The organism is Microvirga alba (genome assembly GCF_015694465.1).
Taxonomy (GTDB): domain Bacteria; phylum Pseudomonadota; class Alphaproteobacteria; order Rhizobiales; family Beijerinckiaceae; genus Microvirga; species Microvirga alba.
The window spans coordinates 113,962-140,446 of the sequence record NZ_JADQDO010000005.1; the positions used below are offsets into that span (position 1 = coordinate 113,962).

General features: G+C 62.7%; 24 protein-coding genes and 2 tRNA genes. 10 read left to right on the plus strand and 16 right to left on the minus strand.

Annotated features, from left to right (window positions below; translation table 11 throughout):
* The first annotated feature begins 7 nt into the window (after positions 1-7).
* Positions 8-1,282, plus strand: coding sequence for a DNA polymerase IV (locus I2H38_RS11880; RefSeq protein WP_196272076.1), 1,275 nt, complete (start codon positions 8-10; stop codon positions 1,280-1,282).
* Here I2H38_RS11880 and I2H38_RS11885 read toward each other — a convergent pair.
* A complete protein-coding gene (locus tag I2H38_RS11885; RefSeq protein ID WP_196272077.1) occupies positions 1,273-2,094 on the minus strand; it encodes a cell envelope integrity EipB family protein in 822 nt (273 codons plus the stop codon). The two genes, I2H38_RS11880 and I2H38_RS11885, sit on opposite strands and share 10 nt — an antisense overlap.
* Before the next feature lie 122 nt (positions 2,095-2,216).
* Between I2H38_RS11885 and I2H38_RS11890 the strand changes: the two genes are divergently transcribed.
* The 3 genes from I2H38_RS11890 (at position 2,217) to I2H38_RS11900 (ending at position 4,801) form a co-directional block, all read left to right on the plus strand.
* Positions 2,217-2,687, plus strand: coding sequence for a RidA family protein (locus tag I2H38_RS11890; protein ID WP_196272078.1), 471 nt, complete (start codon positions 2,217-2,219; stop codon positions 2,685-2,687).
* A complete protein-coding gene (locus I2H38_RS11895; RefSeq protein ID WP_196272079.1) occupies positions 2,684-3,436 on the plus strand; it encodes a glycerophosphodiester phosphodiesterase family protein in 753 nt (250 codons plus the stop codon). The genes I2H38_RS11890 and I2H38_RS11895 overlap by 4 nt, the downstream gene beginning before the upstream one ends.
* 177 nt (positions 3,437-3,613) lie before the next feature.
* Entirely contained in the window at positions 3,614-4,801 is a 1,188-nt protein-coding gene (locus I2H38_RS11900; RefSeq protein WP_196272080.1) for a GNAT family N-acetyltransferase, read from the plus strand.
* 310 nt (positions 4,802-5,111) lie between these two features.
* Here the strand turns inward: I2H38_RS11900 and I2H38_RS11905 are convergent, their stop codons facing one another.
* The 4 genes from I2H38_RS11905 to I2H38_RS11920 all read right to left on the minus strand — a co-directional run bounded on the left by I2H38_RS11905 (position 5,112) and on the right by I2H38_RS11920 (position 8,835).
* On the minus strand, positions 5,112-5,363 hold the full coding sequence (locus I2H38_RS11905) for a hypothetical protein (RefSeq protein ID WP_196272081.1): 252 nt from the start codon (positions 5,361-5,363) through the stop codon (positions 5,112-5,114).
* Complete coding sequence (gene clpA, locus I2H38_RS11910; RefSeq protein ID WP_196272082.1) at positions 5,360-7,828, minus strand: ATP-dependent Clp protease ATP-binding subunit ClpA; 2,469 nt, start codon at positions 7,826-7,828, stop codon at positions 5,360-5,362. The genes I2H38_RS11905 and clpA overlap by 4 nt, the downstream gene beginning before the upstream one ends.
* 31 nt (positions 7,829-7,859) lie before the next feature.
* Positions 7,860-8,246 (minus strand): ATP-dependent Clp protease adapter ClpS, encoded by a 387-nt coding sequence (clpS, locus tag I2H38_RS11915; RefSeq protein WP_196272083.1) that lies wholly within the window; start codon positions 8,244-8,246, stop codon positions 7,860-7,862.
* A 253-nt stretch (positions 8,247-8,499) separates the two neighbouring features.
* Positions 8,500-8,835, minus strand: coding sequence for a phasin family protein (locus I2H38_RS11920; protein WP_196272084.1), 336 nt, complete (start codon positions 8,833-8,835; stop codon positions 8,500-8,502).
* A gap of 258 nt (positions 8,836-9,093) precedes the next feature.
* Between I2H38_RS11920 and I2H38_RS11925 the strand changes: the two genes are divergently transcribed.
* The gene (locus I2H38_RS11925) at positions 9,094-10,689 is read left to right on the plus strand and encodes a serine hydrolase (RefSeq protein WP_196272085.1); all 1,596 of its coding nucleotides are present in this window, start codon (positions 9,094-9,096) and stop codon (positions 10,687-10,689) included.
* Positions 10,690-10,755: 66 nt separating this feature from the next.
* Here the strand turns inward: I2H38_RS11925 and I2H38_RS21410 are convergent, their stop codons facing one another.
* The 5 genes from I2H38_RS21410 to I2H38_RS11950 all read right to left on the minus strand — a co-directional run bounded on the left by I2H38_RS21410 (position 10,756) and on the right by I2H38_RS11950 (position 14,970).
* The gene (locus tag I2H38_RS21410; RefSeq protein WP_229426673.1) at positions 10,756-11,463 is read right to left on the minus strand and encodes a DnaJ domain-containing protein; all 708 of its coding nucleotides are present in this window, start codon (positions 11,461-11,463) and stop codon (positions 10,756-10,758) included.
* Between the two features lie 204 nt (positions 11,464-11,667).
* Complete coding sequence (locus tag I2H38_RS11935; RefSeq protein WP_196272086.1) at positions 11,668-12,036, minus strand: hypothetical protein; 369 nt, start codon at positions 12,034-12,036, stop codon at positions 11,668-11,670.
* Between the two features lie 155 nt (positions 12,037-12,191).
* Positions 12,192-12,446: a hypothetical protein gene (locus I2H38_RS11940; protein WP_196272087.1), complete on the minus strand. Its 255-nt coding sequence runs from the start codon at positions 12,444-12,446 to the stop codon at positions 12,192-12,194.
* 26 nt (positions 12,447-12,472) lie between these two features.
* Positions 12,473-12,910: a DUF1489 family protein gene (locus tag I2H38_RS11945; RefSeq protein WP_196272088.1), complete on the minus strand. Its 438-nt coding sequence runs from the start codon at positions 12,908-12,910 to the stop codon at positions 12,473-12,475.
* 56 nt (positions 12,911-12,966) lie between these two features.
* On the minus strand, positions 12,967-14,970 hold the full coding sequence (locus tag I2H38_RS11950; RefSeq protein ID WP_196272089.1) for an acetyl/propionyl/methylcrotonyl-CoA carboxylase subunit alpha: 2,004 nt from the start codon (positions 14,968-14,970) through the stop codon (positions 12,967-12,969).
* 258 nt (positions 14,971-15,228) lie between these two features.
* On the opposite strand from I2H38_RS11950, the gene I2H38_RS11955 reads away from it, so the two are divergent.
* Positions 15,229-16,575, plus strand: a complete 1,347-nt coding sequence (locus tag I2H38_RS11955; RefSeq protein ID WP_196272090.1) for an Nramp family divalent metal transporter — start codon at positions 15,229-15,231, stop codon at positions 16,573-16,575.
* Positions 16,576-16,608: 33 nt separating this feature from the next.
* Here I2H38_RS11955 and I2H38_RS11960 read toward each other — a convergent pair whose 3' ends face one another.
* From I2H38_RS11960 to I2H38_RS11985, 6 genes are all read right to left on the minus strand, one after another.
* Positions 16,609-16,932: a DUF2459 domain-containing protein gene (locus I2H38_RS11960; protein WP_196272091.1), complete on the minus strand. Its 324-nt coding sequence runs from the start codon at positions 16,930-16,932 to the stop codon at positions 16,609-16,611.
* A 20-nt stretch (positions 16,933-16,952) separates the two neighbouring features.
* Positions 16,953-19,661 (minus strand): valine--tRNA ligase, encoded by a 2,709-nt coding sequence (locus tag I2H38_RS11965; RefSeq protein ID WP_196272092.1) that lies wholly within the window; start codon positions 19,659-19,661, stop codon positions 16,953-16,955.
* A gap of 177 nt (positions 19,662-19,838) precedes the next feature.
* Positions 19,839-20,399, minus strand: a complete 561-nt coding sequence (locus I2H38_RS11970) for a PopZ family protein (protein ID WP_196272093.1) — start codon at positions 20,397-20,399, stop codon at positions 19,839-19,841.
* 156 nt (positions 20,400-20,555) lie between these two features.
* Complete coding sequence (locus tag I2H38_RS11975) at positions 20,556-21,893, minus strand: TolC family outer membrane protein (protein WP_196272237.1); 1,338 nt, start codon at positions 21,891-21,893, stop codon at positions 20,556-20,558.
* Positions 21,894-22,115: 222 nt separating this feature from the next.
* Positions 22,116-22,778, minus strand: a complete 663-nt coding sequence (locus I2H38_RS11980) for a protein-L-isoaspartate O-methyltransferase family protein (protein ID WP_196272094.1) — start codon at positions 22,776-22,778, stop codon at positions 22,116-22,118.
* Between the two features lie 20 nt (positions 22,779-22,798).
* A tRNA-Cys gene (locus tag I2H38_RS11985) sits at positions 22,799-22,872 on the minus strand.
* Positions 22,873-23,083: 211 nt separating this feature from the next.
* Between I2H38_RS11985 and I2H38_RS11990 the strand changes: the two genes are divergently transcribed.
* The 4 genes from I2H38_RS11990 (at position 23,084) to sseA (ending at position 26,483) form a co-directional block, all read left to right on the plus strand.
* Positions 23,084-23,158, plus strand: a tRNA-Asn gene (locus I2H38_RS11990).
* 109 nt (positions 23,159-23,267) lie between these two features.
* Positions 23,268-24,749 carry a cryptochrome/photolyase family protein gene (locus I2H38_RS11995; protein WP_196272095.1) on the plus strand — a complete coding sequence of 494 codons (1,482 nt, stop codon included), beginning with the start codon at positions 23,268-23,270 and terminating at the stop codon, positions 24,747-24,749.
* Positions 24,750-24,840: 91 nt separating this feature from the next.
* Positions 24,841-25,563, plus strand: coding sequence for an alanyl-tRNA editing protein (locus I2H38_RS12000; RefSeq protein WP_196272096.1), 723 nt, complete (start codon positions 24,841-24,843; stop codon positions 25,561-25,563).
* Between the two features lie 65 nt (positions 25,564-25,628).
* Complete coding sequence (gene sseA, locus I2H38_RS12005; protein WP_196272097.1) at positions 25,629-26,483, plus strand: 3-mercaptopyruvate sulfurtransferase; 855 nt, start codon at positions 25,629-25,631, stop codon at positions 26,481-26,483.
* The last annotated feature ends 2 nt before the right edge of the window (positions 26,484-26,485 follow it).

The window sequence follows — 26,485 nt, forward strand, 5'->3', positions numbered from 1 at the left end:
CCCGCCGATGAGCGACGCCCCGTTCTGCCGCGACTGCCTGACCTTTGCCGCCAGTCCCCTGGCGGAACGGTGCACCGCGTGCGGGTCCCCTCGCCTGCTGCGGCACAGGGAGCGGGACAGCCTCGCCATCGCCCATGTGGATTGCGACGCCTTCTTCGCAGCGGTGGAAAAGCGGGACGACCCGAGCCTCGCGGACAAGCCGGTTATCGTCGGCGGCGGCAAGCGCGGCGTCGTTTCCACGTGCTGCTACGTGGCGCGGACCTATGGCGTGCGTTCCGCCATGCCCATGTTCCAGGCGCTGAAAGCCTGCCCGCATGCGGTGGTGATCAAGCCGAACATCGAGAAGTATCGGATCGCCGGGCGCGAGGTGCGCAACCTCATGCTGGAATTGACCCCGCTGGTGGAACCGGTCTCCATCGACGAGGCGTTTCTCGACCTGACCGGGACCGAGCGGCTTCACCACGGCAGCCCCGCCCTGACGCTCGCGAAATTCGCCCGCAAGGTCGAGAACGAGATCGGCATCAGCATTTCGGTCGGGCTCTCCTACAACAAGTTCCTGGCCAAGATCGCCTCGGACTTCCAGAAGCCGCGCGGCTTCTCGATCATCGGACGCGCGGAAGCGCCGGACTTCCTTGGCAACAAGCCGGTTTCAATCATTCCGGGCATTGGCGCGTCGGCACAAGCGCGGCTCGCCAAGGCGGGCGTGACGCAAATCGCGCATATCCGGGACATTCCGCTCAATACCCTGTTCGAGGCGCTGGGCCGCGACGCGCAAAGGCTGTCGCGGCTTGCCTGGGGCGAGGACAAGCGGGTGGTGACGCCGGAGCGGGAGACGAAAAGCGTCTCGGCCGAGACCACCTTCGACACCGACCTGCGCTCCTTCGAGGACCTGGAGCCCATCCTGTGGCGTCTGTCGGAAAAAGTCTCGCGCCGCCTCAAGACAGCGGGGCTTGCCGGGCGGAGCATCACCCTCAAGCTCAAGGATTCCGAGTTCCGCCTCCTGACCCGCAGCCGGTCGGGGTTGGCACCGACGCAGTTGGCCGCCCGCTTGTTCGATCCGGCCCGGCAGATGCTCAAGGCGGCCTGCGACGGCACGGCGTTCCGCCTCATCGGCGTCGGCGCGGCCGATCTCTGCGATGCAGCGGACGCGGACAAGGGAGATCTCGCCGATCAGAGCGTCGTCAAACAGGCCCACATGGAAGCGGCCATCGACAAGATCCGCGACAAATTCGGTGTCGCGGCGCTACAAAAGGGTCTCGCGCTGCGCAAACCTCAGCGCTGACAGGGCGTGACGGCCTGAACCTGGAGGCTCTGGAGATCGCCCTTCAGGGCGAAGTCGCCGTAATCCAGCTTCAACGCCCGGCTGATGCCGTTCTCGTAAAGCTCGAACGAAATCGTGTAGACCGGCACCCGGTCGCCCACGCCTTCGGTGAAATAGCTGATCGTCACCGGCCAGCGCGGCACGCTCGAAAGAGCATCCTGCTTGGTCGCATCTTCGAGATTGCCGCCCGCACCGGGCTCGATCCTGTGTCCGATCAGGCCCAGGGTCTCGTAGACCTTCTTGCCGTCATCCGACCCGTCATAGACCTTCACGGACAGGGTCGTCTGACCGGCGCGCCCCGCCTCGATCAGACGCTTGAGATGCTCGGTTGGAAAGATCGGCTGACCTCCCGCGGCGAAGGAGGCGTTGCGCGGTTGCTTGAACCGGACATCGAGCGAGCCGTCCGGCCGCAGCTTCGCGTCGCCATCGACACCGTCACCGGCAGCACCGGTCGACTTGAAGCGCATGGACAAGCCATCGCCGGCCTCAAAAGTCGCGGTGCGCGTGTCCAGGGTGCGCGAGCCCGTCTCGCTGCTGTCGAGCACGGTCACCTGACGATACTTCAGCGTATAGCCGTCACAGGCATTGCCGCCGAAATCCATGGCGATGCGCCCCCGCGCATTGTCGAGGCCGCGCGAGCCGCCCGAGCGCGTCAGGGACAGATCGTAGACCGCCCGGTGCGGCACGAGTTGCACCGCGGGTTTCGCCGTTTGGGCGAAGGCCGGGGCCAGCATGACCAGGGAAAGAGCCGACGCCGTCAAAAGGGAGCGCATGTGTCCTCCGATCCTTTGTAGGTAAAGATAGAAGTCTCCTGCGGACACGGCAATGTTCCGTCTTGCGTCTATTGGGCTCATCCGCCACAACGTTGCCGGATTATCGCAAGCCGAGGCTTCACATGAGCGCTGTTGACAAGAAACTTCAGGAACTGGGTATCACCCTGCCGACGCCGGCCGCCCCGGTGGCCAATTACGTGCCTTTCGTGCGCACGGGGAACCTGATCATCATTTCCGGCCAGCTCTGCCTCGGCCTCGACGGCAAGCTCGGCGACGCCCACAAGGGTAAGCTCGGTGCGGAAGTCTCGTCGGAAGCCGGCCAGCAGGCGGCGCGCCTTTGCGCTATCAACCTGATCGCGCAGCTGAAAGCGGCCGTCGGCGATCTCGACCGGGTCGTGCGCGTCGTCCGCCTCGGCGGCTTCATCAACGCGACCCCGACCTTCGCGACCCTCGCCCCCGTCATGAACGGCGCGTCGGACCTGATGGTCGAAGTGTTCGGCGACAAGGGCCGCCATGCCCGCTCCACGGTCGGCGTCGCGGAATTGCCGCTCGACGTCGCGGTCGAAGTCGAAGGCATGTTTGAAGTCCAATGAGCACCCCGAGCTGGCTCGTCGCGAAGCCCATCGCCCATCGCGGACTGCATGACAAGGCCAACGGCGTCATCGAGAACACCATCTCGGCCGCGGAAGCCGCCATCGAGCGTGGCTTCCCCATCGAGTGCGACGTTCAACTGACCGCCGATGGCGAGGCCATCGTCTTCCATGATTTCGAGCTGGATCGCCTGACCGGCGATCACGGTCTCGTGGTCGAGCGCAATCTTGCGAACCTCACCGGCATCGACATCAAGAACGCGGTCGGAGGGGACAAGATTCCCTCCCTCAAGCAGTTTCTCGACCGGATCGCCGGGCGGGTGCCGCTGATCATCGAGGTCAAGAGCAAGTTCAACGGCGATCTCCGTCTGACCAAGCGTGTCTGCGAGATCCTTGCCGATTACAACGGCCCGTTCGTGGTGAAGTCGTTCGATCCGGACATCGTCACCGCGCTGAAGACGCTCGCGCCTCATTTCACGCGCGGCATCATCGCGGAGCTGCATTACGCCTCGAAGACCGACGAGATTCTTTCACCGGAGCTGAAGTTCCGGCTCGCGAACCTGCTCCATCTCGGAGAGTCGCAGCCGCACTTCCTGTCCTGGCACGTCAAGGATCTTCCGTCCGCGCCGGCCTATCTCTGCAAGCTCCTGGGCCATATGCCGGTCATGACCTGGACCGTGCGCAACCCGGAAGACCGCGCCCGCGCCGAAACGCACGCGGACCAGATGATCTTCGAGGGGTTCATTCCCTAAGTTGCCCTTTGTCATGGCCGGGCTCGTCCCGGCCATCCCGATTGGAGAAGCGCCTCCGCAGCGGGATCATCGGAACAAGCCCGGTGATGACAAGAAGGCGACCGTGGGCCCTAACGATTGCGAGGATCTCGCCATGCGCCTATCTATGGGACGCAACGGCGAGATCCTTCTTTCAGCGTGACCTTCCAAGTCAAAATTGCCCAAGGCCTGAAGGCGGTTCCAGCCGCGTCCTGGGATGCTTGCGCCCTCCCCGGCAATGCCTCGCCGCGACCCGGCGACGACGATCCGCACAACCCCTTCGTCTCTCACGCCTTCCTGTCCGCGCTGGAGGATTCCGGTTGCGTTGGTTCGAAGACGGGCTGGGCGCCCCTGCATATGCTGGTGGAGGATGAGGCGGGAACGCTGGTCGGGGCGGCTCCCTGTTACCTGAAAAGCCACTCGTTGGGCGAATACGTGTTCGACCACGCCTGGGCCGACGCTTATGCGAGGGCGGGCGGTCGTTATTACCCGAAGCTCCAGGTCGCTGTGCCGTTCACGCCCGTGACGGGGCCGCGTCTTCTTGTTCCGGCGGGACCGCAAGCACAGGACATCCGGGGGCATCTGATTGCGGGCCTGCGGGCCGTGCGCGACCAGACGAACGCCTCCTCGATCCACGCGACGTTTCTTCAACAAACCGACATCGAGGCTTTCGCCTCGAACGGCTTTCTCCGCCGCGACGATCAGCAGTTCCATTGGTTCAACGAGGGATACAAGACCTTCGAGGATTTCTTGTCCGCGTTGGCTTCCCGCAAGCGCAAGGCCATCCGGCGCGAGCGGCGCGAGGCGCTCGCGCCTGGCATCACCATCGAATGGGTGACGGGCGCCGCGATCACCGAGGCCCATTGGGATGCGTTCTTCGCGTTCTACATGGATACGGGATCGCGCAAATGGGGCCGCCCCTATCTCAACCGCCGCTTCTTCTCCCTGATTGGGGAGCGGATGGCGGAGCGTGTTCTGCTGGTCCTGGCGAAGCGCGAGGGGCGCACTATCGCCGGCGCAATCAACTTCATCGGCGACCGGCGGCTTTACGGGCGCAATTGGGGATGCATCGAGGATCATCCCTTTCTGCATTTCGAGGTCTGCTATTATCAGGCCATCGAATTCGCGATCACCCAAGGCCTCGACCGGGTCGAAGCGGGCGCGCAAGGCGAACATAAGCTGGCGCGCGGCTACCGGCCCGTCATCACCACGTCCGCCCACGACATCGCCGATCCCGGCCTGAGGCGGGCCGTGAAAACCTATCTCGAGCAGGAGCGCCTGTACGTGTCGGAGGCCGTCGACGAATTATCGTCCGCGACCCCGTTCCGGCATCGAGAGGACGACTAGAATTTGCTCATGTCTTTAAGCATGAACAGACTCTAGCCTTTTGATATTACGATCTTATCGAAAAATCGGATTTCATTCCTCAGAGTCATGGCCTTGGCGTGGTCCTGCGCCCGCGAGCCGATGGTGCCCGCATTAGGAGACCCGAGTGTACATTCGACGTCACGCACCAGCCCCGCCTTCCGCGATGAGGCTATCGCGGTCCAACGATCCCGACCCTGCAAAATCGAAAAGGGTCATGGAGGCCATGCTTCAAATGACCGAGATCGACATCGCGAATTTAAAGCAGGCCCACAAGGGTTAGGCCGGCGCTTTAAAGCGCCGACCGGATTGTGCTGATGCCGTTGATCACGGCGCCGGTCGAGGTGCCGAGCGCATTCAGGGTCAGCTCGAACATCCAATAGCAGCCGACGATGATCAGCGGCACGAGGATCCAGCCGAGGATTTCCTCGAACCACACGCGGCGACGACGCCGGGCCCGGCGCTGTTCGCGCCAGGACGGCCTCGTCTTCGCGACGATGGCAGGGGAAGCCTCAAGCGGGCCTTCGTGGAGATCGGTCGTCATGCTTTAACCAGCGGAACCTTCGGGACAGTGCGGATACCTCCCCCGTTGTTACCACCGGAACCCTTCGGTTTCGATGACTTTTTCGGCTTTGTGGAAGACGCCGACCTCGCCCGCGGTTTCCGTTTCTTGGCCGCGACCGACACATCCTTCTCGGGCTTCGGTTTCACGGGCCCTTCGGGGTATTCGAAGCCGAGCGTCTGAAGCCCGATCTCATCCGTCTTGACCATCACCCGGACCGCGCCGCCATCCTTCAGGCGCCCGAACAGGACGTCATCCGCGAGCGGCGTCTTGATGGTCATCTGGATCAGACGGGCCATCGGGCGTGCGCCCATGGCTTCGTCATAACCGTGTTCGACCAGCCAATCGCGAGCTTCATCGGTCAGCTCAATGGTGACGTTGCGGTCGGCGAGTTGTACCTCGAGCTGCAGCACGAACTTGTCGACGACCTTCTGCACGACCTCCTTCGGCAGATGGCCGAACGAGATGATGGCGTCGAGACGGTTGCGGAATTCCGGCGAGAACAGCTTGTTCACCGCCTCCGTGTCGTCCCCTTCCCGCTTGGTGCGGGTGAAGCCATAGGCCGGGCGAGCCATGTCGGCCGCGCCGGCGTTGGTCGTCATGATGATGATGACGTTACGGAAATCGACCTGCTTGCCGTTGTGATCGGTCAATTTCCCGTGGTCCATGATCTGGAGCAGGATGTTGAACAGATCCGGATGCGCCTTCTCGATTTCGTCGAGCAGGAGCACGCAATGGGGATGCTGGTCGATGCCGTCGGTCAGAAGACCGCCCTGGTCGAAACCCACATACCCGGGAGGCGCGCCGATCAGGCGGCTGACCGTGTGGCGCTCCATGTACTCCGACATGTCGAAGCGCAGGAGCTCAACGCCCAGCGAGACGGCGAGCTGCTTGGCGACCTCGGTCTTGCCGACACCCGTCGGGCCCGCGAAAAGATACGAGCCGATGGGCTTTTCCGGGTCCCGCAGGCCCGCGCGGGCGAGCTTGATCGCCGAAGTCAGGGCGTCGATCGCCTTGTCCTGGCCGTAGACGACCCGCTTCAGCGTCTCTTGCAGATGCGCGAGCACCTCCGCGTCGTCCTTCGACACGGTCTTGGGCGGGATGCGGGCCATCGTTGCGATGGTCGCCTCGATTTCCTTCAGGCCGATGGTCTTCTTGCGCTTGTTCTCGGGCAGAAGCATCTGCGACGCGCCGGTCTCGTCGATCACGTCGATCGCCTTGTCCGGCAGCTTGCGGTCGTTGATGTAGCGCGCGGAAAGCTCCACCGCGGCCTTCACGGCCTCGTTGGTGTAGCGGAGCTTGTGGAACTCTTCGAAATAGGGCTTCAGGCCCTTCACGATTTCGATGGCGTCCGGCACCGACGGCTCGTTGACGTCGATCTTCTGGAACCGGCGCACGAGAGCGCGGTCCTTCTCGAAATATTGACGGTATTCCTTGTAGGTCGTGGAGCCGATGCAGCGGAGCGTCCCCTGCGCGAGTGCGGGCTTGAGAAGGTTCGATGCATCCATAGCGCCGCCGGACGTCGCGCCCGCGCCGATCACCGTATGGATCTCATCGATGAACATGATGGCGTTGGGATGCGCCTCGATTTCCTTCATCACCTGCTTCAGGCGCTCTTCGAAATCACCGCGATAGCGGGTGCCCGCGAGCAATGTGCCCATGTCGAGGGCGAAGACCGTCGCGTCCTTCAGCACCTCCGGCACCTCGCCGCGAATGATCTTGCGGGCGAGGCCCTCCGCGATGGCGGTCTTGCCGACACCGGGATCGCCGACGAGGAGCGGATTGTTCTTCTGGCGACGGCACAGAACCTGGATCGTGCGCTGCACCTCCGCCTCGCGGCCGATCAGCGGATCGATCTTTCCGTCCCTCGCCTTCTTGTTGAGATTGACGCAGTAAGCATCTAGCGCATCGCCCTTTTTCTTCGGGCGCACCTCGGCTTCTTCCTGCGCCGGACGCTCGTTCGGCTCCTCTTCCGCGCCACGCGGCGAGCGGCCTTCCGAGAGGCCCGGCCGCTTGGCGATGCCATGGCTGATGTAGTTGACCGCGTCGTAGCGGGTCATGTCCTGCTCCTGCAGGAAATAGGCCGCATGGCTTTCCCGCTCGGCAAAGATGGCGACGAGCACGTTCGCGCCCGTCACCTCGTCGCGGCCGGAGGATTGCACATGAATGACCGCGCGCTGGATCACCCGCTGGAAGCCTGCCGTCGGTTTCGAGTCCTGACGCCCATCGGCCACCAAATTCGCCAGCTCGCTATCCACGTACTCGACGAGGTTGCGGCGCAGGACATCGATGTCGACGTTGCAAGCCCGCATGACCGCCGCCGCGTCCTGATCGTCGAGCAGCGCCAACAGCAGATGCTCCAGAGTCGCATATTCGTGGCGGCGCTCGCCGGCGAGGGCGAGGGCTCGGTGGAGGGCTTGTTCAAGACTGCGAGAAAAGCTCGGCAACGGCTTGTCCTTTAAGAGACGGTTGTCTCGGCTAATTCTTTTCCATCACGCATTGCAGAGGATGTTGGTGCTTCCGGGCGAAATCCATCACCTGGGTCACCTTCGTCTCCGCGACTTCGTAGGTAAAAACTCCACATTCCCCCACGCCGTTCTGGTGCACATGCAGCATGATGCGGGTCGCGTCTTCGCGGTTCTTGTTGAAGAAGCGCTCCAGCACATGCACCACGAACTCCATGGGAGTGTAATCATCATTTAAAAGCAGAACACGATATAAGTTGGGCCGTTTCGTACGCGGTTTGGCTTTCGTGACGATTGCGGTGTTGGAACGACCGCCGTCATCACCGGGAGGCTCCGCCCCGGTCCCGGATACGAGAAAGTGCTCCGAGCGGGCCAACGTGCCCTTCGCTAACCGCAGCATGATAATTCGACCGAGCCTCTTCCTTGGTTCACGACCTGCGGCGCGGCAAACCTATCCCCCGCCCCAGAACATTCCAAATGTATAGTCGCAGCGTTCGGTTCGCTAGATCAACCAGATGGGTCGTCGCAGGCAGGGCCGACAGTGCGGCACCTTGGCCGCACGTGAAAATTCCCCATCGATCACTCGACCGTGAACGAAAACGCCCGGCGCGATGGCCGGGCGTTTTGATCGATCAGGCGAATTTAAACGCGTGTCAGGCCTTGGTCGCCTTGGCGAGAATGCCTTCGTAAGGCTTCAAAGCCTCCGTCGCGAGGGCCGAGTAGAGCACGCCCATCTTCGCCGATTGGCTGACGAGACTGTCATACGCGCCCTTCACATAGTCGGCCTGAACCTCGACGACTTTGTCTATCGTCCGCACGCCAAACAGCTTCTCGACGGCCGAGGAGCTCTGCTCGAATGACTTTCTTGCGAATTCAGCGGACTCGGCGGCAATGGCCTGAGCATTGTTCGAAACGGCTCCGAATGCGCGCATCGCGGCGTCCATATTGTTCTGACCGAACTTCTGAATCTCATCGAATGACTGAATCATCTTGAACCTCGGCTCCTTTAAGGCTTCTCTTGACGGAATTTCGCCAATCGAAGCGACAGGGGGATCATATGTGCACCGCAACAATTTTGTCAAGAATATTGTGCACTGCACAATATCTGACTATCAGAAGCAGCCGGTGTTAACCCCCCCGTAACCGCAAGCTCTTACCTTCAGAGACTGTGTCGCGCAGGCAACGCTTTCCTCCCAGGAGCGGTGGCGCGACGACCTGATGCCAGACGAGACAGGGACTGTTGCAGGATGAATTCGGTTTGCGTTGGACGTCGGAGGACACTCGCTATTGTTGGCGTCGCCGCGTCACTCGCCATCGCTCTCGCCACTCCCGCTGAAGCGGCGCGCCGCAAGACAAAGCATGCCGGCGGCGGCTACACCCCTCCCACGGCTTCCATGGTGGTCGACGTCAAGACGGGGCGCGTCCTCGAGTCGGAGAATGCGGACGCTCTGCGCCATCCCGCCTCGATCACCAAGGTCATGACGCTCTACCTGTTGTTCGAGCAACTCGAGCGCGGCAAGCTCACGCTCGACTCCTCGCTTAGGATTTCGGCCCACGCGGCCCGCCAATCGCCCTCGAAACTCGGCCTCCCACCGGGCAGCACCATCGAGGTCGAGGACGCGATCAAGGCGCTGGTCACGAAGTCGGCCAACGATATCGCCGTCGCGGTCGCCGAGAACCTGGCTGGCACGGAAGAAGATTTCGCCGAGCAGATGACGCGGAAAGCCCGCGCGCTCGGCATGACGAAGACGGTCTATCGCAACGCCTCCGGTCTTCCGAATCCCGGACAGGTGACAACGGCGCGCGATCTCGTCACCCTCGGCCGCGCGATCCAGGACCGGTTCCCGAAATACTACCCCTATTTCAGCACGCACGTTTTCAACTATGCCGGGGCGAGCCACCGCAACCACAACCGGCTTCTCGGCCGGGTGGAAGGTGTCGACGGCATCAAGACCGGCTTTATCGGCGCATCCGGCTTCAACGTCCTGACCAACGTCAAGAACGAGAACCGCCACATCGTCGCTGTCGTGCTCGGCGGGCGATCCGCCGCCAGCCGTGACAACACGATGGCAGCTCTCATTCAATCCAACCTGCCCCAGGCCTATGCGGGAATCCGCACTGCGCCGATGGTAGCCGAGAACAGCGCACCGACGCGCCCCGTTGTGGTGGCCGACGCCTCGCCGACACCGAGCGCGGCAACAGGCGCAAATGTGGAAGCGACGGCAGCGGTCGAGCCAGCGGCCGCCACCCCGCCGGCCGCCCCTGCCCGTAAGCCGCTCGACCTCAATTCGCTTCGTCCGGTCGTCGCCTCCGCGACCGGCGCAAGCTCGACCACGACGCCCTCCTCCGGACCGGCTGTCCGCTGGCAGAAAGGCGCGGAACCTCTGCCCTTGAACACCCAGGCCTACGCCGCGCTGCCGAGCGAGCCAGCTCCGAGCCAGCCCACGGCAGACCAGAAGGCGGCTTTGCAGGCCAAGATTGAAACGAAGACGGCCGAGGTTGCGCCTCCGCCGGTTCCCGCGGCTCCGATCAAAACGGCAGCTTTGAAGGTCGAGGCTCCGAAGGCCGAGATCGCGGAACCGAAGAGGCCGGTCATCACCGGTTGGGTGATCCAGCTCGGTGCGACCGATGACGAGAGCAAGGCAAAAGCCATGCTTGATTCCGCCCGCTCCCGTACGGGCAAGCTTCTGGCGAAGGCTTCGCCCTTCACGGAGAAAGTCGCCAAGGACGGCAGCACCCTCTACCGCGCCCGCTTTTCCGGCTTCTCCGAATCCGGGGATGCCGAGCAGGCCTGCAAGGCGCTGAAGAAGAGCGGCTTCGCCTGCTTCGCCTCGCGCGGCTGACGAATTTCCGCGACGGCGCGCGTTTTTGCGCCGTCGCGTCCCAGTAACCGGATCGCGCGTGGAGTATCAGCGATGTCGGCTCAACAGAATTTCTCTCGCCTGATTGACCCGGGCCGCGAGATACGCCGTCCCCCCCTGGTCGGGGTGGAGTTTCTTCATGAGCGTCCGATAAGCCTGTCGGATCTCGTCGACGCTCGCGCCCGGCTTAAGCCCCAGGATCTGGTAGGCTTCATCTTTCGACATCGCGCCCGTTTGCGCCTGAGTGCGCGTCCGCGTGTCACGATCTCCCTGAGCGTCTTCACGCCAGCCGGAAAACCGGCGGTCAAGATAAGCCTGTAGGAGCGGAAGACCCTCCGGGTCGAGCGAGCTGCATTCCTCATAGAGGCGGCGCAGGCTCGGCTGATCCAATCCCGACAGCCGGCGGCCAATAAAGGCCCCGGCGAGAACGGTGCCTTCGACCGCGCCGGTAGCGTGGTCGATTTCCATCTCGATCATTGCCGATCGGATACGCGAAAACCGGCTCGATGTGCCCCCTGCCGCTTTGCGCCATGGCAGGTTGAGGCCGCTCCAGCCGAGCGCCCAGGCGCCGAACGCGCCCAACATCAGCGCCATATCGATCCTGCCCCGCAAGCCCAGGGCCACGGCAGCGCCGAGCGCGAGCACGCCGCCGACGATCTTGACCGCCTTCGCGACCGCAGCCGTGTCGGAGCGAATGAAGACCTTGCTCAGCCACCAGAGAAGAGCGGCAGCGGCGATCCCGTAAAGAAGCATCATCGTCGTGTATCCCCTCCCGTCATGTGGGCGGAGATGCGTCGCTTGTAAATGCGTCTGAGGATGAAGATGGCCGGTTCCGCTCAACGAAACGAACCAAATGAATCTGTGCACGGGAGATGATCAATCCCGGCCTGCGCCCTGCGAAGTCTCTTCGACCCGCGCGGAGCGCACGGGCGGACCGTCTCAGACAGGAGACATAATCACCTAATGCAGCAGGCGCGTGGGATTCCGTCGATTTTCACGCTCCCAGCTTTGCACCACGACGCCGTTGACACCGGAATCGTGCAGCCGGTCGCTCAGGTCCACGAAATGCCGCTCGGTCGTTTCCAGTTCGATTCCGACCTGATCGTCCTCGGCCGGTTCAAGCTCGGGCTCGAGTTCTGAAGCCGCATATCGCTCGTACGCCGCTGACATCTCGGCATAGGCAAAGGCCACAGGAAGAGTCCGAAAGATGGTGGAGAATTCCTCGTCCAGAGCGCCGGTTTCCAAGTCTCGCATTTGGACGAGATAGCCGTCCGCATGCTCGCATACTTCATAACGCCAGTGTCGGCCTTCGGATGCTGTTAGAAGCATGACAACCTCCACTCAACTGAACTGCTAAGCCAATGCGAATCAGAGCTTTGCGGTTCCACGTCGGCGGTCACGAACGCGCTAGCGCCTGATCGTTCCTCTTTGACACACGATCAGGCATGAATCCTTGATTTCGCGTAATACGGTCGGAGAATCCTCTACCGCTGGAAGCCGTAATCGGCCCGCACGCGGCCGCCGACCTTGACCTTCGTGCCATTGCCGAGGTCCGTGAAGCCCTGATCGGCCCTTACAAAGTCTTGCTTTCCCGCCTGAGGCTTGGCCTTGAGCGGCTCCTTGCAGCCAGGCGGAAGCTGGACGCGCACGCCTGGCGGCACGTCGGGCATGCGGCACTCTTTCGCAACCGCGGAGCCTGTGCCGATCAGCAACAAGGCGAGGACGGGCAGAACTTTCATCAGAGGTCTCCTCAACCGTTCACGCATCACAGCAGCCCAAGCTCTGCCAGCTGGCGGCGCATTTCTTCAGGCATTTTAGCAAGATCGCCTGTCTTGAGGTCAATGTCGCGGGGCGCGTCCTTCGCGGCGAGATAGCGCCAGCCCTGGAAGGGGCGATAGGGGCGCGGCTCGACGGGAACGACCTTTGGGTCAAGCACCAGGTGACAGCGCCCGATTCCGTCCGCATCGGTGAAGGGACGAACGTCGAGAAGCGCCTGACGGGCGGCGAGCTGGCCCTTGATGACCCAATAGAGCGATCCGCCGTCGAGCAACTCCTCGACACGTTTGGGCACCATGCGCGTCGTATGCGTCTGCTCGAAATCGCGGCCGAGCCGACGATGGAGCATACGGTTTTCCTCGATCCATTCCTCGAGGTCCGTGATCGACTCGCAGCCGACGCAGAGTTTGAGCAGGTGAAGAGACATCCGAAAAATTTCAATCACGTGTTGATGCAGGACAAAATCAGGCGATGCGCCGCATGTCACGCATCTGTTTTCAAAACGATCAACCGCGCGCCCTCGGCAACCTGAGCGCCGGGCTCGGCAGCGATTTCCGCCACTTCCCCGTCCGAGGGTGCGACAAGCGGGTGCTCCATCTTCATGGCCTCGACGACGGCAAGCCTCTGGCCCTTCTCGACTTTGTCGCCGGGCTTGACGAAGACCGCAATCAATTTGCCGTGCATGGGGGCCTTGATGGTGCCGCCGCCATCCGCATGTTCGAGATCGACGTCGAAGGGGTCGTGCGGCGAAACGCGCGTCTGCCGGCCATGGCTGAGCACGATGACGCCGTCATCCGTCAGAACGAAGCGGCGCGGGTCCAAGGGCAGGTAGTCGTCGAGAAGATGAGACACGCCGTCGCCGAAGCGCACCGCGACATCGATCTCGGAATCGCCTGATACGGGCCGCGACCATTCCAGGGTCGCATCGGCGCGCTCACCATCGATGTTGAGTGAGAAACCCTGACGGCGCGGGCCCGCGAGTTGGAAGGCGTCGTGCTCGCCCCACGGCGACGGCACCGGCCCCTCGTAGATCGCAGCCTTGTAGTTCCGCTCCTCAAACTCATGCTCGATCAGCTTGAGCACGCCAAGCCGCACAGCTTCCGCATCCGTTTCGCGTTGGATCGCTCCGAGGCTGTCCATGTTGCGGTCGATGAACCCGGTATCGAACTGTCCCGCCCTGAATTCCTTCGCCTCGCACAGCTTCTTCAGGAACGCGATGTTCGTTTTCGGCCCGGCGACGATTGTGTCCCCAAGCGCCCCCGCGAGCCGGTCTAATGCCTCGTCGCGGGTCGCGCCGTGCGCAATCACCTTGGCGATCATGGGATCGTAATAGGGCGAGACATCATCACCCGCCTCGACGCCGGTATCGATGCGAATCCCGTCGCCTTCAGGGAATTCGAGCGCCCAGAGCTTTCCGGTCGACGGCAGAAACTGCCTCTCCGGATCTTCCGCATAGAGGCGCGCCTCGACCGCATGACCGTGAATGGCAAGATCATCTTGCGTGAACGGCAGCGTCTCGCCCGATGCGACACGGAATTGCAGCTCCACGAGATCGAGCCCGGTGATCGCCTCCGTCACGGGATGCTCGACCTGAAGCCGCGTGTTCATTTCCATGAAATAGAAACGGTCGGGACGAAGCCCTTCGCGGCCGTCGGCGATGAACTCGATCGTGCCGGCGCCCACATAGCCGACAGCGCGCGCCGCCTCGACGGCCGCCTTGCCCATGATCGCGCGCATTTCCGGTGTCATGCCGGGTGCCGGCGCTTCCTCGATCACCTTCTGATGGCGGCGCTGCAACGAGCAATCGCGCTCGAAGAGATGGACGACGTTGCCGTGCGAGTCCGCGAAAACCTGAATCTCGATATGGCGCGGCGAGAGGATGTATTTCTCGACCAGCACGCGCGGATCGCCGAAGGCGTTTTGCGCTTCGCGCTGCGCGCTCTCCAACGCGGCGTCGAAATCCGCCGCCTTGTCGACGCGCCGCATGCCCTTGCCACCACCGCCCGCCACCGCCTTGATGAGAACCGGATAGCCGACCTCATAAGCCTTCTGGCGCAGGAAATCCGGGTCCTGCTTCGAGCCGTGATAGCCGGGCACGACCGGCACATGGGCCTGCTGCACCAGCGCCTTCGCCGCATCCTTCAACCCCATCGCCTTGATGGCCGAGGCGGGAGGACCGACGAAAACGATACCGTTTTCCGCGCAAGCCTGGGCAAACTCTGCGCGTTCCGACAAGAAGCCGTAGCCCGGATGGATCGAAGCCGCGCGGGTGCGTTTGGCGACTTCGATGATGCGGTCGATCCGCAGATAACTCTCCCGCGCTGCCGGTGGGCCGATGAGATGGGCCTCGTCGGCCATTTGTACGAACAGCGCATCCGCATCCGCATCCGAATGGACGGCGATGGTGCGCATGCCCAGCCGCTTGGCGGTTCGGATGATGCGGCACGCGATTTCACCGCGATTGGCGATCAGGACACTCTCAAGCATGATCCATCCCTCCATCCGAAGCTCAAGGGCTCAGGTGTCGTTCAGCTAGAGCAAAACAAGGCGGCCTTGTCACGCCCCCTTCCCTTCCACCTTTCGGCGGCCGTGACGGCCAAGGTCTCCCCGTCTTTTCGGTCGTTCTGCGAAACTTGCCGAAAGAGCCGCGCCGCCTGGCCGAATATTTTCAAAAACGTCTCTTGCGGCGGCCTGCGCTTCCCGTTAGCTTCTTCTTGCAATTAATTCGCAACTGCAGAAAGAGCCATGGATCAGCCCGCCCCATCCTCCCTCACGCCCGAAGCCGGCTGGCGTCGCGGCCAGTTGATGCCGCCCTTGCCGGAGGTGAATCGGTCGATCGCGGTGCGGTCGGGCTCGACCTGGAAGCGCGCGGCAGCCTTTTTCGGCCCCGGTTATCTCGTCGCCGTGGGCTATATGGACCCGGGCAACTGGGCCACATCCATCGCGGGCGGTTCGAAATACGGCTACGCCCTGCTCTCCATGGTGCTGATCTCCAATTTCATGGCGGTCATCCTGCAGGCCCTCTGCGCGCGCCTTGCCGTCGCCTCGGGCCGCGACCTGGCGCAAGCCTGCCGCGACGCCTATCCGCGACCTGTCGCATGGGGGCTATGGGTGCTGGCCGAGCTGGCGATCTGCGCCACCGATCTCGCCGAGGTCATCGGCACGGCGATCGGCCTCAATCTGCTCTTCGGCATCCCGCTTGAGATCGGCGTCGTCATCACCGCGCTCGACGTGTTTCTTATTCTCTATCTGCAGAAGCTTGGATTCCGCTGGGTCGAGGCTTTCATCATCACCCTGCTCGGCGTCATCGCCATCTGCTTCGGCATTCAGATCGCGCTTGCAAGCCCGCAATGGGGCGGCGTCATTCGCGGCTTCGCACCGACGACCGAGCTCTTCTCCAATCCGGACATGCTCTATCTCGCGCTCGGTATCCTCGGCGCGACGGTCATGCCGCATAACCTCTACCTGCATTCGGGCATCGTACAGACGCGGGCCTATGGCGAGACCTTACCCGAGCGGCGGGAGGCGATGCGCTTCGCCACCCTCGACTCGACCATCGCGCTGACCTTTGCGTTGACGATCAACGCGTCGCTCTTGATCCTCGCCGCCGCCGCGTTCCATCACACTGGACGCACGGAAGTCGCAGAACTGGGCGATGCGCATTCCCTGCTGCAACCGCTGCTCGGCACAGCCATCGCGCCCATGCTGTTTGGGTTGTCGCTTCTGTGCTGCGGCCTGAACTCCACGGTCACAGCCACCATGGCGGGCCAGATCGTCATGGAGGGCTTCATCAACTTCAAGATCGCGCCCTGGCTGCGCCGCCTCGTCACACGCGGCCTCGCGATCATCCCGGCGGCAGCCGTCACCATCGCCTATGGCGAGAGCGGCTCTGGAAAGCTCCTGATCTTCAGCCAGGTGGTCCTGAGCCTGCAACTCCCCTTCGCTGTCGTTCCGCTGGTGACCCTGACCGCCTCCAAGGCGAAGATGGGCGAACTCGTGGCGCCGCGCTGGCTCACCGCCCTCGCAGGCGTGATCGCGGCGATCATCATTGGGCTGAATCTCAAGCTCTTGCTGGATTTCGTGGTGGGGTGAGTGGATACGCGGGCGTTTCCACAGTTCCCCTGATCATCCTTCGAGACGGTCGCTGCGCGACCTCCTCAGGATGAGGTGGGACGCTTCGGGCCGCGCCTGCAGCGAAGCAGCGGTCGGGGTTGCCCGATAAAAGTCCGCGTCACCCCAGCCGACCTCGATCCAGTCGAATTGCCGAAACCGCGTTGCGACAGCTGCCAAGGGCGCGAGCGGGATGGCGAGGCCCGCATGATAGCCATTGCCGACGAGGAGGACGTCGATGCCATCCTCACCGGCCGGAAACAGCGCCGGATCACCCGGCCGCGCAGTGAGAATGATTGCCGCGAGGAACCCGAAGAGCAGCACCAGGCTGCCCTTCAACACACCTCGCAGGGCTCGCCTCAAGCGTCCTTCAACCGGTTAAGCGCCTCTTCCATCTTCGCCTTGCGGGCTGAGGCGTCGTCGCGGCGCTCGCGCTGTTCCTCGACCACTTCTTCAGGAGCACGCTTGATGAAATCGGCATTGCCGAGTTTCGCGTCGATCTTGGCGATGTCGGAATCGAGCTTCTGGATTTCCTTCGCCAGACGCGCGCGCTCGGCCACGAGGTCGATGACGCCTTCAAGCGGCAGCGCCGCCATCTCGCCACGGATCAGGAGCTGGATCGAGCTCTTGGGGGCAGCGTCGACGATGCCGATATCCGACAAGCGGGCCATCCGCTTGACGATGTCGCCCCAACGCTCGGCGCGGGCCTTCACGTCGGCGGAAGGGTTGACCAGAACGAGCGGAATCTGCGCACCGGCCGGGACATTCGTCTCCGAACGGGCGGAACGGATCTCCGTGACGAGATCGACCACCCAGCCGATTTCGGCCTCGGCGGCAGGATCGATCAAACCGTCGAGTTGCGACCACGGCGCAAGCGCCAGGATCGTCTCCCGCTTCGGCCCCTCCTGCCCCTTCACCTCCCACAGCTCCTCCGTGAGGAACGGCATGAAGGGGTGCAACAGCTTGCAGATCTCATCGAGGATGAAGGCGATGGTGGCGCGGGTTTCTTCCTTGGCGGGTGAATCCGCGCCCTGGAGAACGGGCTTCGCCAGTTCCAGCGTCCAGTCGCAGAACACGTTCCAGACGAAGCGATAGGCGGCCAGCGCGGATTCGTTGAACTTGTAGGCCTCGATTCCCGCAGCCACCTCGCCGATGGCCTTGGCGCATTCACTGAGCGCCCATTTGTTGAGCGTCTCCTTGACCGCCTTCGGATCGAAGCCGTCAACGCGCTTGCAGCCGTTCATCTCGGCAAAGCGCGCCGCATTCCAGATCTTGGTCGCGAAGTTGCGGTAGCCCTCGACGCGCTGGACGCTGAGCTTGATGTCGCGTCCCTGCGCCGCCATGGCGGAGAGGGTCATACGCAGGGCGTCCGCGCCGTATTGGTCGATCACGTCAAGCGGGTCGATGACGTTGCCTTTCGACTTCGACATCTTCGCGCCCTTCTCGTCGCGGACGAGGGCGTGGATATAGACCGTGTCGAACGGCACTTCGTCCATGAAATGCAGGCCCATCATCATCATCCGGGCGACCCAGAAGAAGATGATGTCGAAGGCCGTGACGAGGGTGTTCGTCGGGTAGTAGCGATGCACTTCCGGCGTATCGTCCGGCCAGCCGAGCGTCGAGAACGGCCACAGGGCCGAGGAGAACCAGGTGTCGAGCACGTCCTCGTCGCGGGTCAGCGGCACGTCGCGCCCATGCTTGGCGCGCGCCTCGGCCTTGGCCTCATCCTCGCTGTAGGTGACATAGACATTGCCGTCAGCGTCGTACCACGCGGGGATCTGGTGGCCCCACCACAGCTGGCGCGACACGCACCACGGCTCGATGTTTTCCAGCCACTGGAAGTAGGTCTTCTCCCAGGTCTCGGGCACGAATTTGGTCTTGCCGTTCTTGACTGCGCCGAGCGCGCGCTCGGCCAGCGGCTTCACGTTCACGTACCACTGATCGGTCAGATAAGGCTCGATCACCACGTTCGAGCGGTCACCGTGGGGCACCATATGGGTGTGGGGCTCGATCTGGACGAGGATCTCGCGCTCTTCGAGCATGGCCACGATGCGCTTGCGCGCCTCGGCCCGGTCGAGGCCGTCGAGCGCGTGAACCGCCTTGAGGTCGTCCGACGACGGCAGGCCGTCGAGGAAAGAGTCATTGCCGTCTAGCTGAAGCTGGGCTTCCGTGCCGAAGATGTTGATGAGCGGCAGCTTGTGGCGCTTGCCGACCTCGAAATCGTTGAAGTCGTGGGCAGGCGTAATCTTCACCGCGCCGGTGCCCTTCTCCGGGTCGGAGTATTCATCCGCCACGATCGGGATGCGCCGGCCCACAAGCGGCAGAATCGCGTGCTTGCCGATGAGGTCCTTGTAGCGCTCATCCTCGGGATGAACCGCCACCGCCACGTCGCCGAGCATCGTCTCGGGACGAGTGGTCGCGACCGTGATGGAACGGTCCGGCATGCCCTCGATGGCGTAGCGGATATGCCAGAGGTTACCCTTCACCTCGACCTGCTCGACCTCGAGGTCGGAGATGGCGGTCTGGAATTTCGGGTCCCAGTTCACAAGGCGCTTGTCCTTGTACATCAGGCCCTGCTTGTAGAGATCGACGAACACCTTCAGGACCGCCTTCGACAGGCCCTCGTCCATGGTGAACCGCTCGCGCGACCAATCGCAGGACGCTCCGAGGCGCTGGAGCTGGGCCTTGATGCGTCCGCCGGACTCGCCCTTCCACTCCCAGACGCGGGCGACGAAGTCCTCGCGCCCGAGATCACGACGGTGGATCTGTTTCTCCGCCAGCTGGCGCTCGACCACCATCTGCGTGGCAATGCCCGCATGGTCCATGCCGGGCTGCCAGAGCACGTCGCGGCCGCGCATGCGCTCAAAGCGGCAGAGGATGTCCTGAACGGTGTTGTTGAGTGCGTGCCCCATATGGAGCGAGCCGGTGACGTTCGGCGGGGGAATGACGATCGTATAAGGCTGCGCGCCCTTCCGGTCCTCGCGACCGGCCTTGAAGGCCTCGGCCTCCTCCCAGCGGGTGGAAATGCGCGCTTCGACAGCAGCGGGATCGAACGTCTTGTCCATCATGGTGAATATACCGGCACGTTGGCGCGTCAGCGCGCGCAAAATATGACGGTTACAAACCGGACGGACGAGGCGAAGTCAACTGGAGCAGGGTCCGTTTCCGCGACCGGAGCATATCCGCCCGGATCTGATGCCGCCGCCGATCCCATCCAAGCACATCACCGGCCTACGCCGATGGTCTCAGCGACCTCTCCGCGCCACGCGCTCGATCTCGGCCTGAACGAGCCGCTCCACAAGCGGTGGGAGATTGTCGTCGAGCCATGATTTGAGCATGGGCCGAAGCATCTCCTTCACGAGATCCTCCATGGATTTCGGGCTGCTGGCGGGGAGGCTGGAGTCAAGCCGGTTGAACGCGTCCGATACCGAGGCGTTTGTTTCCTGCGAGAGAAGAACGTTATCGGCAGGTACCGATGGCGCCGGCCTGTCTGACGAGGTCTCCTTCAGGGGAGACAGCGGCGAAGGGACGAGCTTCTCGATCTTGTAGACCGGCTCAAAATCGGCCACCGGTGCCTCGAATGGCTCCGCCCGTTCGTCCTCGTCCTCGCCTTCGTCTCCATCATACGCGCCAAGACCGGGAGCCTTTGGCTCGGACGCGAAGGCGAGAGGCGATTGGCGTTCGGCGAGATCGAGCACGTTGCGCAGCGGCGACGGGCCGGGCGACGGCTCCGGGCTTTTTGCCCCCAGCATCGCATCCTGATCGTCCGCAATGATGCGTCTGATGGAAGCCAGGATTTCTTCCATCGATGGCTCGTGAATCTTGGGATTCGCTGAACTCATACGCCCCGCCGATCAAAGGTTTTTTAGAATCACATTCTTTCGAATGTCTTCAGTATTTCACGCTCTGACGGAGAGGCAAGCCAAGCGGGGCGGTCCAGCAGTGGACGGCCCCGGGATTATTTAGCGACCGTCCGGGGTGGTCAGGCCGCCCCACAGGTCCTTGACCTGATCGTAGTGAATCGTCGGGGTGTAATGGTTCACCGCGAGGCCCAAGTTCCGGGAGCTCAAACGTCCCATGGCCTGCACCACGGCGTAGGATGCGACCACCCGATCACGCTGAGCGGTGATGAGATTCACACGGGCGCTCAGCAGTTCCTGTTGAGCGTTGAGGACGTCGAGGGTCGTCCGCTGGCCGACGCGGGCCTCTTCGCGAACGCCGTTGAGGGCGGTTTCCGAAGCGTCCACCTGGGCCTGCGCGGCAATGATTTGCGCACGTGCGGCCTCAAGCTGGCCCCAGGACGAAACCACGGCCGCGCGAACCTGGTCGCGGATCGAGTCAGCCTCAAGCTGGCGCTGCCCGACGGTCTCCTTGGCCTGACGGGTCGAGGCATAAGCCGTTCCGCCGTCATAGATCGGCACCGTCAGTTGGGCGACCGCGGAAGCGGAAAAGAGCTTATCTCCGACAATCTGGCTGTCATAGCGCTGGGAGACAGTGCCTCGCAGCCCAAGCGACGGCGCGAGGGCCCCTTCCTCGATCTTAACCTGAAGTTCAGCCACATCCACCCCGTGCAAAGAGGCTTTGATGGCGGGATGTTCGTCGAGGGCGACCTTCAGGGCCGAATCGACGGTCTTTGGAAGAATTTTGTCCAGCGGACGCCCCGGGGCCAGCTGGCGCGGCTCAACACCGATGACCTGACGATATTGCGCGATGCTAGTTCGCAATGTCGCCTCGGCGGCGCTCGCCTGAGACCGGGCCAAGGCGAGGCGTGATTCGGCCTGAGCCACGTCGGTCCGCGTCACCTCGCCGACATTGAAACGGTCCCGGGTCTGCCGCAGTTGCTCGTCGATCACCTCGACGTTGTTACGCTGCAGGTCCAGAATGGCCGTGTCCCGCAGCACGTTCATGTAGGCGGATGCCGAGTTGAAAAGCGTATTCTGCTCGGTGTTGTTCAGGGTTTCACGGGAGCCGAGAACCGAGGACTCGGCCTGACGAACCGAGTTCGTGGTCCGGAAACCGTTGAAAAGCGACTGGTCGATCTGGATGCCCGCACCACGTCCAAACAAACTTTTGACGCTCTTCGAACCCGAATAATCTGCATAGGACGGGCCGGCATCGGCCGTTGCATTCACGCTCGGACGATAGCCGGACTTCGCGCGAGCCACGTTTTCATCAGTTGAACGGACATTGGCGCGCTGGGCGTTGAGACTCGGGTTATTGCCATATGCCTTGGCCAACGCGCCCTCCAGCGTTTCCGCGGAAGCGGCTGTTGCCCCAACCAAAACGGCGACCGACGTCATGACCCCGAAGAGCGCGTAGTATTTTTTAGAGATTTTTTCTTTGTTCACGCCCACCTACCCGCCGGTTCAAAACGGTCGACCCGCCGTCCGACTCTCAAATTTCTTAATCCAACTCGACTCGAAGCGAAACAATACCCATAGGGAATTGATCGGCAATCGTTTAGGCCAAGTTTGGCTGCGATTAATAGCGCAGTGGCGCAAAAAAGCGACACTATCACGCTACTAAAATATAAAGCTTGGCTTGTTTTGGAAAGCGGAGAGAACGGGGGCGGCTGCGTCGAAAAGACCGCGCTCGCCAAATGTGTCGCCGGAACGGACATAAAGCGTCGCTTTCGCAGCGCGTCCACGCCCCTGCACGCACACGAGCTTTCCGCCTTCCTGCAATTGGCGCAGAAGATGATCGGGCCGCACGTCCACAGCGCCGTTGATGAGGATCGCGTTGAAGGGCGCGTTCTCGGCGCAACCCTGATCGAGGGGGCCGACCTTCACGATCACCTGATCGGCATTCACCGAGGCCAGATTGGCCTTCGCGGCGGCAGCCAGCGCTTCATCCGATTCGAGCGCGGTCACTTGCGCGCCGAGCTTCGAGAGAACCGCCGATGAATAGCCGCGCCCGCCAGCTACATCGAGAACCTTGTCTCCGGCCTCGATCTCAAGCGCCTGAATGAGCCGCGCCTCGATCATAGGGGAGATCATGAAGCGGCGATCGGCGCCTTCGCTGACAGGAATATCCTGGTCGATATAGGCAAGCTCTTCGCGGCCGGGCAGAACGAACCGCTCTCGCGGAACGACACCCATGGCGTCGAGAAGAGCGATGTCGTTCACATCGAAAGTGCGCAGCTGGCTATCGACCATCATCCGGCGCGCTTGCGTGAAATCGACCATGAATTGCCTCAGAAAAAAGTTGGAGGCCTCGCCCGGAATCGAACCGGGGTGCAAGGATTTGCAGTCCTCTGCGTAACCACTCCGCCACGAGGCCATCCGGGGCGTGCCGCGAACGCGACGGGTGCTCCATAGCAGAGCGTCGCACCAAAGAGCAACAGCAGCTTTTCATGACGTGAGATTCAATGAAGGGACTTGCAACCGGCTGAACCCGTGGTATATGCCACCCCACCTCGGGCGGCGACGACTTCGGTCCACCGGCCCCCGTGAGAAACAAACCGCGTTTCTCGAATAAGGTATGGCATTATTCCGGCGTGGCGCAGCGGTAGCGCAGCGGACTGTTAATCCGTTGGTCGTAGGTTCGAATCCTACCGCCGGAGCCAACTTTCTCCTGAAAATCTCGATTTCCTTCGGATCGTGGAATTCCATATGGGCCGAAAGCATGGCTTTTTGCGCATGGGCTGCATTCAGACCACCGAATGGAGATAAAGCTTGGCTGCTCCAGTCCTCGTCTGGTTTCGCGACGATCATCGCCTTGCCGACAACCCTGCGCTCGCAGCGGCGGTCGCGAGCGGCGCTCCGATTCTCTGCTTCTTCATCTTCGACGAAATATCCGAAGGCTTTCGCCCGCTCGGAGGAGCTGCGCGATGGTGGCTCCACGGCTCGATCGAAGCCCTCGATGAATCGCTCAAGCGGCTCGGCTCAAAACTGATTCTGCTGCAAGGCGCGGCTGAATCGGTCATCGAGCGGATCGCCTCGGAGACCGGCGCGTCCGCGATTTTCTGGAATCGCCGCTACACGGCCGAGGAAATCGCCGTCGACAGCGCCATCAAGAAGAGCCTGACCGTGCGCGGCATCAAGGCGCACAGCTTCAACGGCAGGCTTCTCAACGAACCCTGGGAGATCACGAATCAATCGGGAAAGCCATTTCAGGTCTTCACGCCCTATTCCCGGGCGGTCGGACAAAGGCCGGTAGCCGCTCCCCTGCCCGCTCCGCAGAACCTCGAATCCGGAAACTGGCCCTCATCGATTCTCGACGAGGCCCTTTCGCTCGCCGAGCTTCATCTTGAGCCTGTCAGACCCGACTGGGCCGGCGGTTTCAGGAATCACTGGCAACGCGGCGAATCCGCGGCTCTGGAAAGGCTCGCCGATTTTCTCGACGGCGGTCTCAAGGGATACGCGGAGAATCGCGACATCCCGGGTGTGGAGGGGACGACCCGACTCTCGCCGCATCTGCGATTCGGGGAGATCGGGCCCCGCCAGATCTGGCACGCGATCGCCCATCGGCGTTCGCATGAGCCCGGCCTGGGCCGCGATGCCGAAAAGCTTTTGAGCGAAGTGGTGTGGCGCGAATTCGCCTATCAGCTTCTCTATCAATACCCCGATCTTTCACGGGCATCGCACAGCCGCCGATTCGCGCATTTTCCCTGGTCCGAGGACGAGAAGGCGTTTGAGGCGTGGCAAAAGGGGCTGACCGGCTACCCGATGGTCGATGCCGGCATGCGGCAGCTTTGGCGGACCGGCTGGATGCACAACCGGGTGCGGATGATCGTCGCCTCATTTCTGATCAAGCACCTGCTGATCGACTGGCGGCGCGGAGAGGCCTGGTTCTGGGACACGCTCGTCGATGCAGACCCGGCGAACAACGCCTTCGGCTGGCAATGGGTCGCCGGGTCCGGTCCCGATTCGGCCCCGTTTCACCGCATTTTCAATCCCGTTACTCAAGGCGAGAAATTCGACCCGCAAGGTAATTATGTGAAGGCCTTCGTTCCGGAACTGGCGAATCTGCCGTCCGCCTTCATTCACAAGCCATGGGAAGCGCCGCCCCTGGTTCTTCGGTCCGCCGGGATCACCTTGGGTCGTACCTATCCCCTGCCCATTGTCCCGCATGGGCCGGCTCGGGAGCGCGCCCTGGAAGCGTTTCGCCGCCTGCGCGACGAACAATTGCAACAATCTTCAGCCGAGCGGGACTGACGGAGCAGCTTGACCCGCCCGGCCGCTTGCCGTCACCTTCCGCCCCTCCGCTGTTGGCCGCTTGGCCTCGGCTCATATGCTCGGGATGACGATGACAGCCACAACGCTTCTGTTTCGCGATGACGCCTATGCCCGCTCCTGCCAGTCCACCGTCCTCGGCGTAACGCCGGAAGGCGGCGTCATTCTGGACCGCACGGTGTTCTACGCCCAAGGCGGCGGCCAGCCGGGCGATGTGGGCGCTCTTGTCCGCGCGAATGGCGTGCGGCTCGCGGTAACGAATGCCGTCTACGGTGCCGACCGCTCGCAGGTGGTTCATCTGGTCGGCGCGGAAAACACCGCGACCATCGCTGTTGGAGAAACCATCGGATTGGAGCTCGATTGGGAGCGCCGCTTCAAGCGCATGCGCGTCCATACGGCCCTGCACCTTCTCAGCGTCGTGCTGCCTTATCCCGTGACCGGCGGTTCCATCGGCGATGGCGACGGACGGCTCGATTTCGATATTCCCGATGCCGGTCTCGACAAGGCCGAGCTGATGGACAAGTTGAACGCGCTCATCGCCCAGGACGCACCGGTCACCGACCGCTGGATCACAGACGCGGAACTCGATGCGAATCCCGGCCTCGTGAAAACCATGTCCGTGCAGCCGCCGCGCGGCTCAGGCCGCGTTCGCCTTGTCGAGATCGCGGGCATCGACCTTCAACCCTGCGGTGGCACGCATGTGCAGCGCACGGGCGAAATCGGCACGGTCGCGATTACCGATATCGAGAAAAAGGGCAAACAGAACCGTCGCGTACGGATCTCGCTCGCCGATTGAACACCGAGCATATTCCGAACCGGTTCTGCACATCACCATCAATTCACCCGATAGCGAGTTTAGCGATGCCCCAACCCTTCGTTTCCACCGCGTGGCTGCAAGACCACCTGAACGATGCGAATGTCGTGATCGTCGACGGCTCCTGGTACTTGCCGACGCAAAATCGCGATCCGCAGGAGGAATTTCTCTCTGCGCACATTCCGGGCGCGATCCGCTTCGACATCGACACGGTGAAGGACACGTCCTCCACCCTGCCCCATATGCTGCCCACAGCGGAGGAATTTGCGGCGACTGTCGGCGCGATGGGCATTAGCGATGACGCGACCATCATCGTTTATGACGGCGTGGGCTTGTTCTCCGCCCCGCGCGTACTCTGGACCTTCCGCGTGTTCGGCGCGCGGGACGTGCGCATTCTCGACGGCGGCTTTCCCGCATGGAACGCTGAGGTACGGCCGATCGAGACGGGCCCCGAGAAGCCCCGCCCGGCCCGTACCTTCAAGGCGAAGCTCGACGCCTCCGCCGTCGTCGATTCGGTTGGTGTGCTGCAGGCCCTGCAATCGGGCTCGGCGCAGATCGTGGACGCCCGACCGGCTGAGCGCTTTCGCGGCGAGGCCCCCGAGCCGCGCCCTGGCCTGCGCGCCGGCCACATGCCCGGCAGCCTCAACCTTCCCTTCGCGCAAATCGTCGAGAACGGTCGCCTGAAGGACAAGGCGGACCTGGAGCAGGCGATCAAGGATTCGGGCGTCGATCCGGAGCGTCCGGTCATCACGAGCTGCGGCTCAGGCGTCTCGGCAGCAATCCTCGCGCTGGCTTTTGAAACCACCGGGCATCCGATCAAGGCCATCTATGACGGCTCCTGGTCGGAATGGGGCGCGCGGACGGACCTGCCCATCGCGACCGGGCCGGCTGAGAAAGCCTGAAC

What these genes read in the sequence shown, in the direction of transcription:
- I2H38_RS11885 (WP_196272077.1), bottom strand. Translation starts at nt 2,094, where the DNA reads ATGCGCTCCCTTTTGACGGCGTCGGCTCTTTCCCTGGTCATGCTGGCC.
- I2H38_RS11980 (WP_196272094.1), bottom strand. Translation starts at nt 22,778, where the DNA reads ATGGTCGATTTCACGCAAGCGCGCCGGATGATGGTCGATAGCCAGCTG.
- I2H38_RS11880 (WP_196272076.1), top strand. Translation starts at nt 8, where the DNA reads ATGAGCGACGCCCCGTTCTGCCGCGACTGCCTGACCTTTGCCGCCAGT.
- I2H38_RS21410 (WP_229426673.1), bottom strand. Translation starts at nt 11,463, where the DNA reads ATGATGCTTCTTTACGGGATCGCCGCTGCCGCTCTTCTCTGGTGGCTG.
- I2H38_RS12000 (WP_196272096.1), top strand. Translation starts at nt 24,841, where the DNA reads ATGACAGCCACAACGCTTCTGTTTCGCGATGACGCCTATGCCCGCTCC.
- I2H38_RS11940 (WP_196272087.1), bottom strand. Translation starts at nt 12,446, where the DNA reads ATGAAAGTTCTGCCCGTCCTCGCCTTGTTGCTGATCGGCACAGGCTCC.
- I2H38_RS11905 (WP_196272081.1), bottom strand. Translation starts at nt 5,363, where the DNA reads ATGACGACCGATCTCCACGAAGGCCCGCTTGAGGCTTCCCCTGCCATC.
- I2H38_RS11970 (WP_196272093.1), bottom strand. Translation starts at nt 20,399, where the DNA reads ATGGAAGAAATCCTGGCTTCCATCAGACGCATCATTGCGGACGATCAG.
- I2H38_RS11975 (WP_196272237.1), bottom strand. Translation starts at nt 21,893, where the DNA reads ATGACGTCGGTCGCCGTTTTGGTTGGGGCAACAGCCGCTTCCGCGGAA.
- I2H38_RS11950 (WP_196272089.1), bottom strand. Translation starts at nt 14,970, where the DNA reads ATGCTTGAGAGTGTCCTGATCGCCAATCGCGGTGAAATCGCGTGCCGC.
- sseA (WP_196272097.1), top strand. Translation starts at nt 25,629, where the DNA reads ATGCCCCAACCCTTCGTTTCCACCGCGTGGCTGCAAGACCACCTGAAC.
- I2H38_RS11895 (WP_196272079.1), top strand. Translation starts at nt 2,684, where the DNA reads ATGAGCACCCCGAGCTGGCTCGTCGCGAAGCCCATCGCCCATCGCGGA.
- I2H38_RS11890 (WP_196272078.1), top strand. Translation starts at nt 2,217, where the DNA reads ATGAGCGCTGTTGACAAGAAACTTCAGGAACTGGGTATCACCCTGCCG.
- I2H38_RS11920 (WP_196272084.1), bottom strand. Translation starts at nt 8,835, where the DNA reads ATGATTCAGTCATTCGATGAGATTCAGAAGTTCGGTCAGAACAATATG.
- I2H38_RS11965 (WP_196272092.1), bottom strand. Translation starts at nt 19,661, where the DNA reads ATGATGGACAAGACGTTCGATCCCGCTGCTGTCGAAGCGCGCATTTCC.
- I2H38_RS11945 (WP_196272088.1), bottom strand. Translation starts at nt 12,910, where the DNA reads ATGTCTCTTCACCTGCTCAAACTCTGCGTCGGCTGCGAGTCGATCACG.
- clpS (WP_196272083.1), bottom strand. Translation starts at nt 8,246, where the DNA reads ATGCTGCGGTTAGCGAAGGGCACGTTGGCCCGCTCGGAGCACTTTCTC.
- I2H38_RS11925 (WP_196272085.1), top strand. Translation starts at nt 9,094, where the DNA reads ATGAATTCGGTTTGCGTTGGACGTCGGAGGACACTCGCTATTGTTGGC.
- I2H38_RS11955 (WP_196272090.1), top strand. Translation starts at nt 15,229, where the DNA reads ATGGATCAGCCCGCCCCATCCTCCCTCACGCCCGAAGCCGGCTGGCGT.
- I2H38_RS11935 (WP_196272086.1), bottom strand. Translation starts at nt 12,036, where the DNA reads ATGCTTCTAACAGCATCCGAAGGCCGACACTGGCGTTATGAAGTATGC.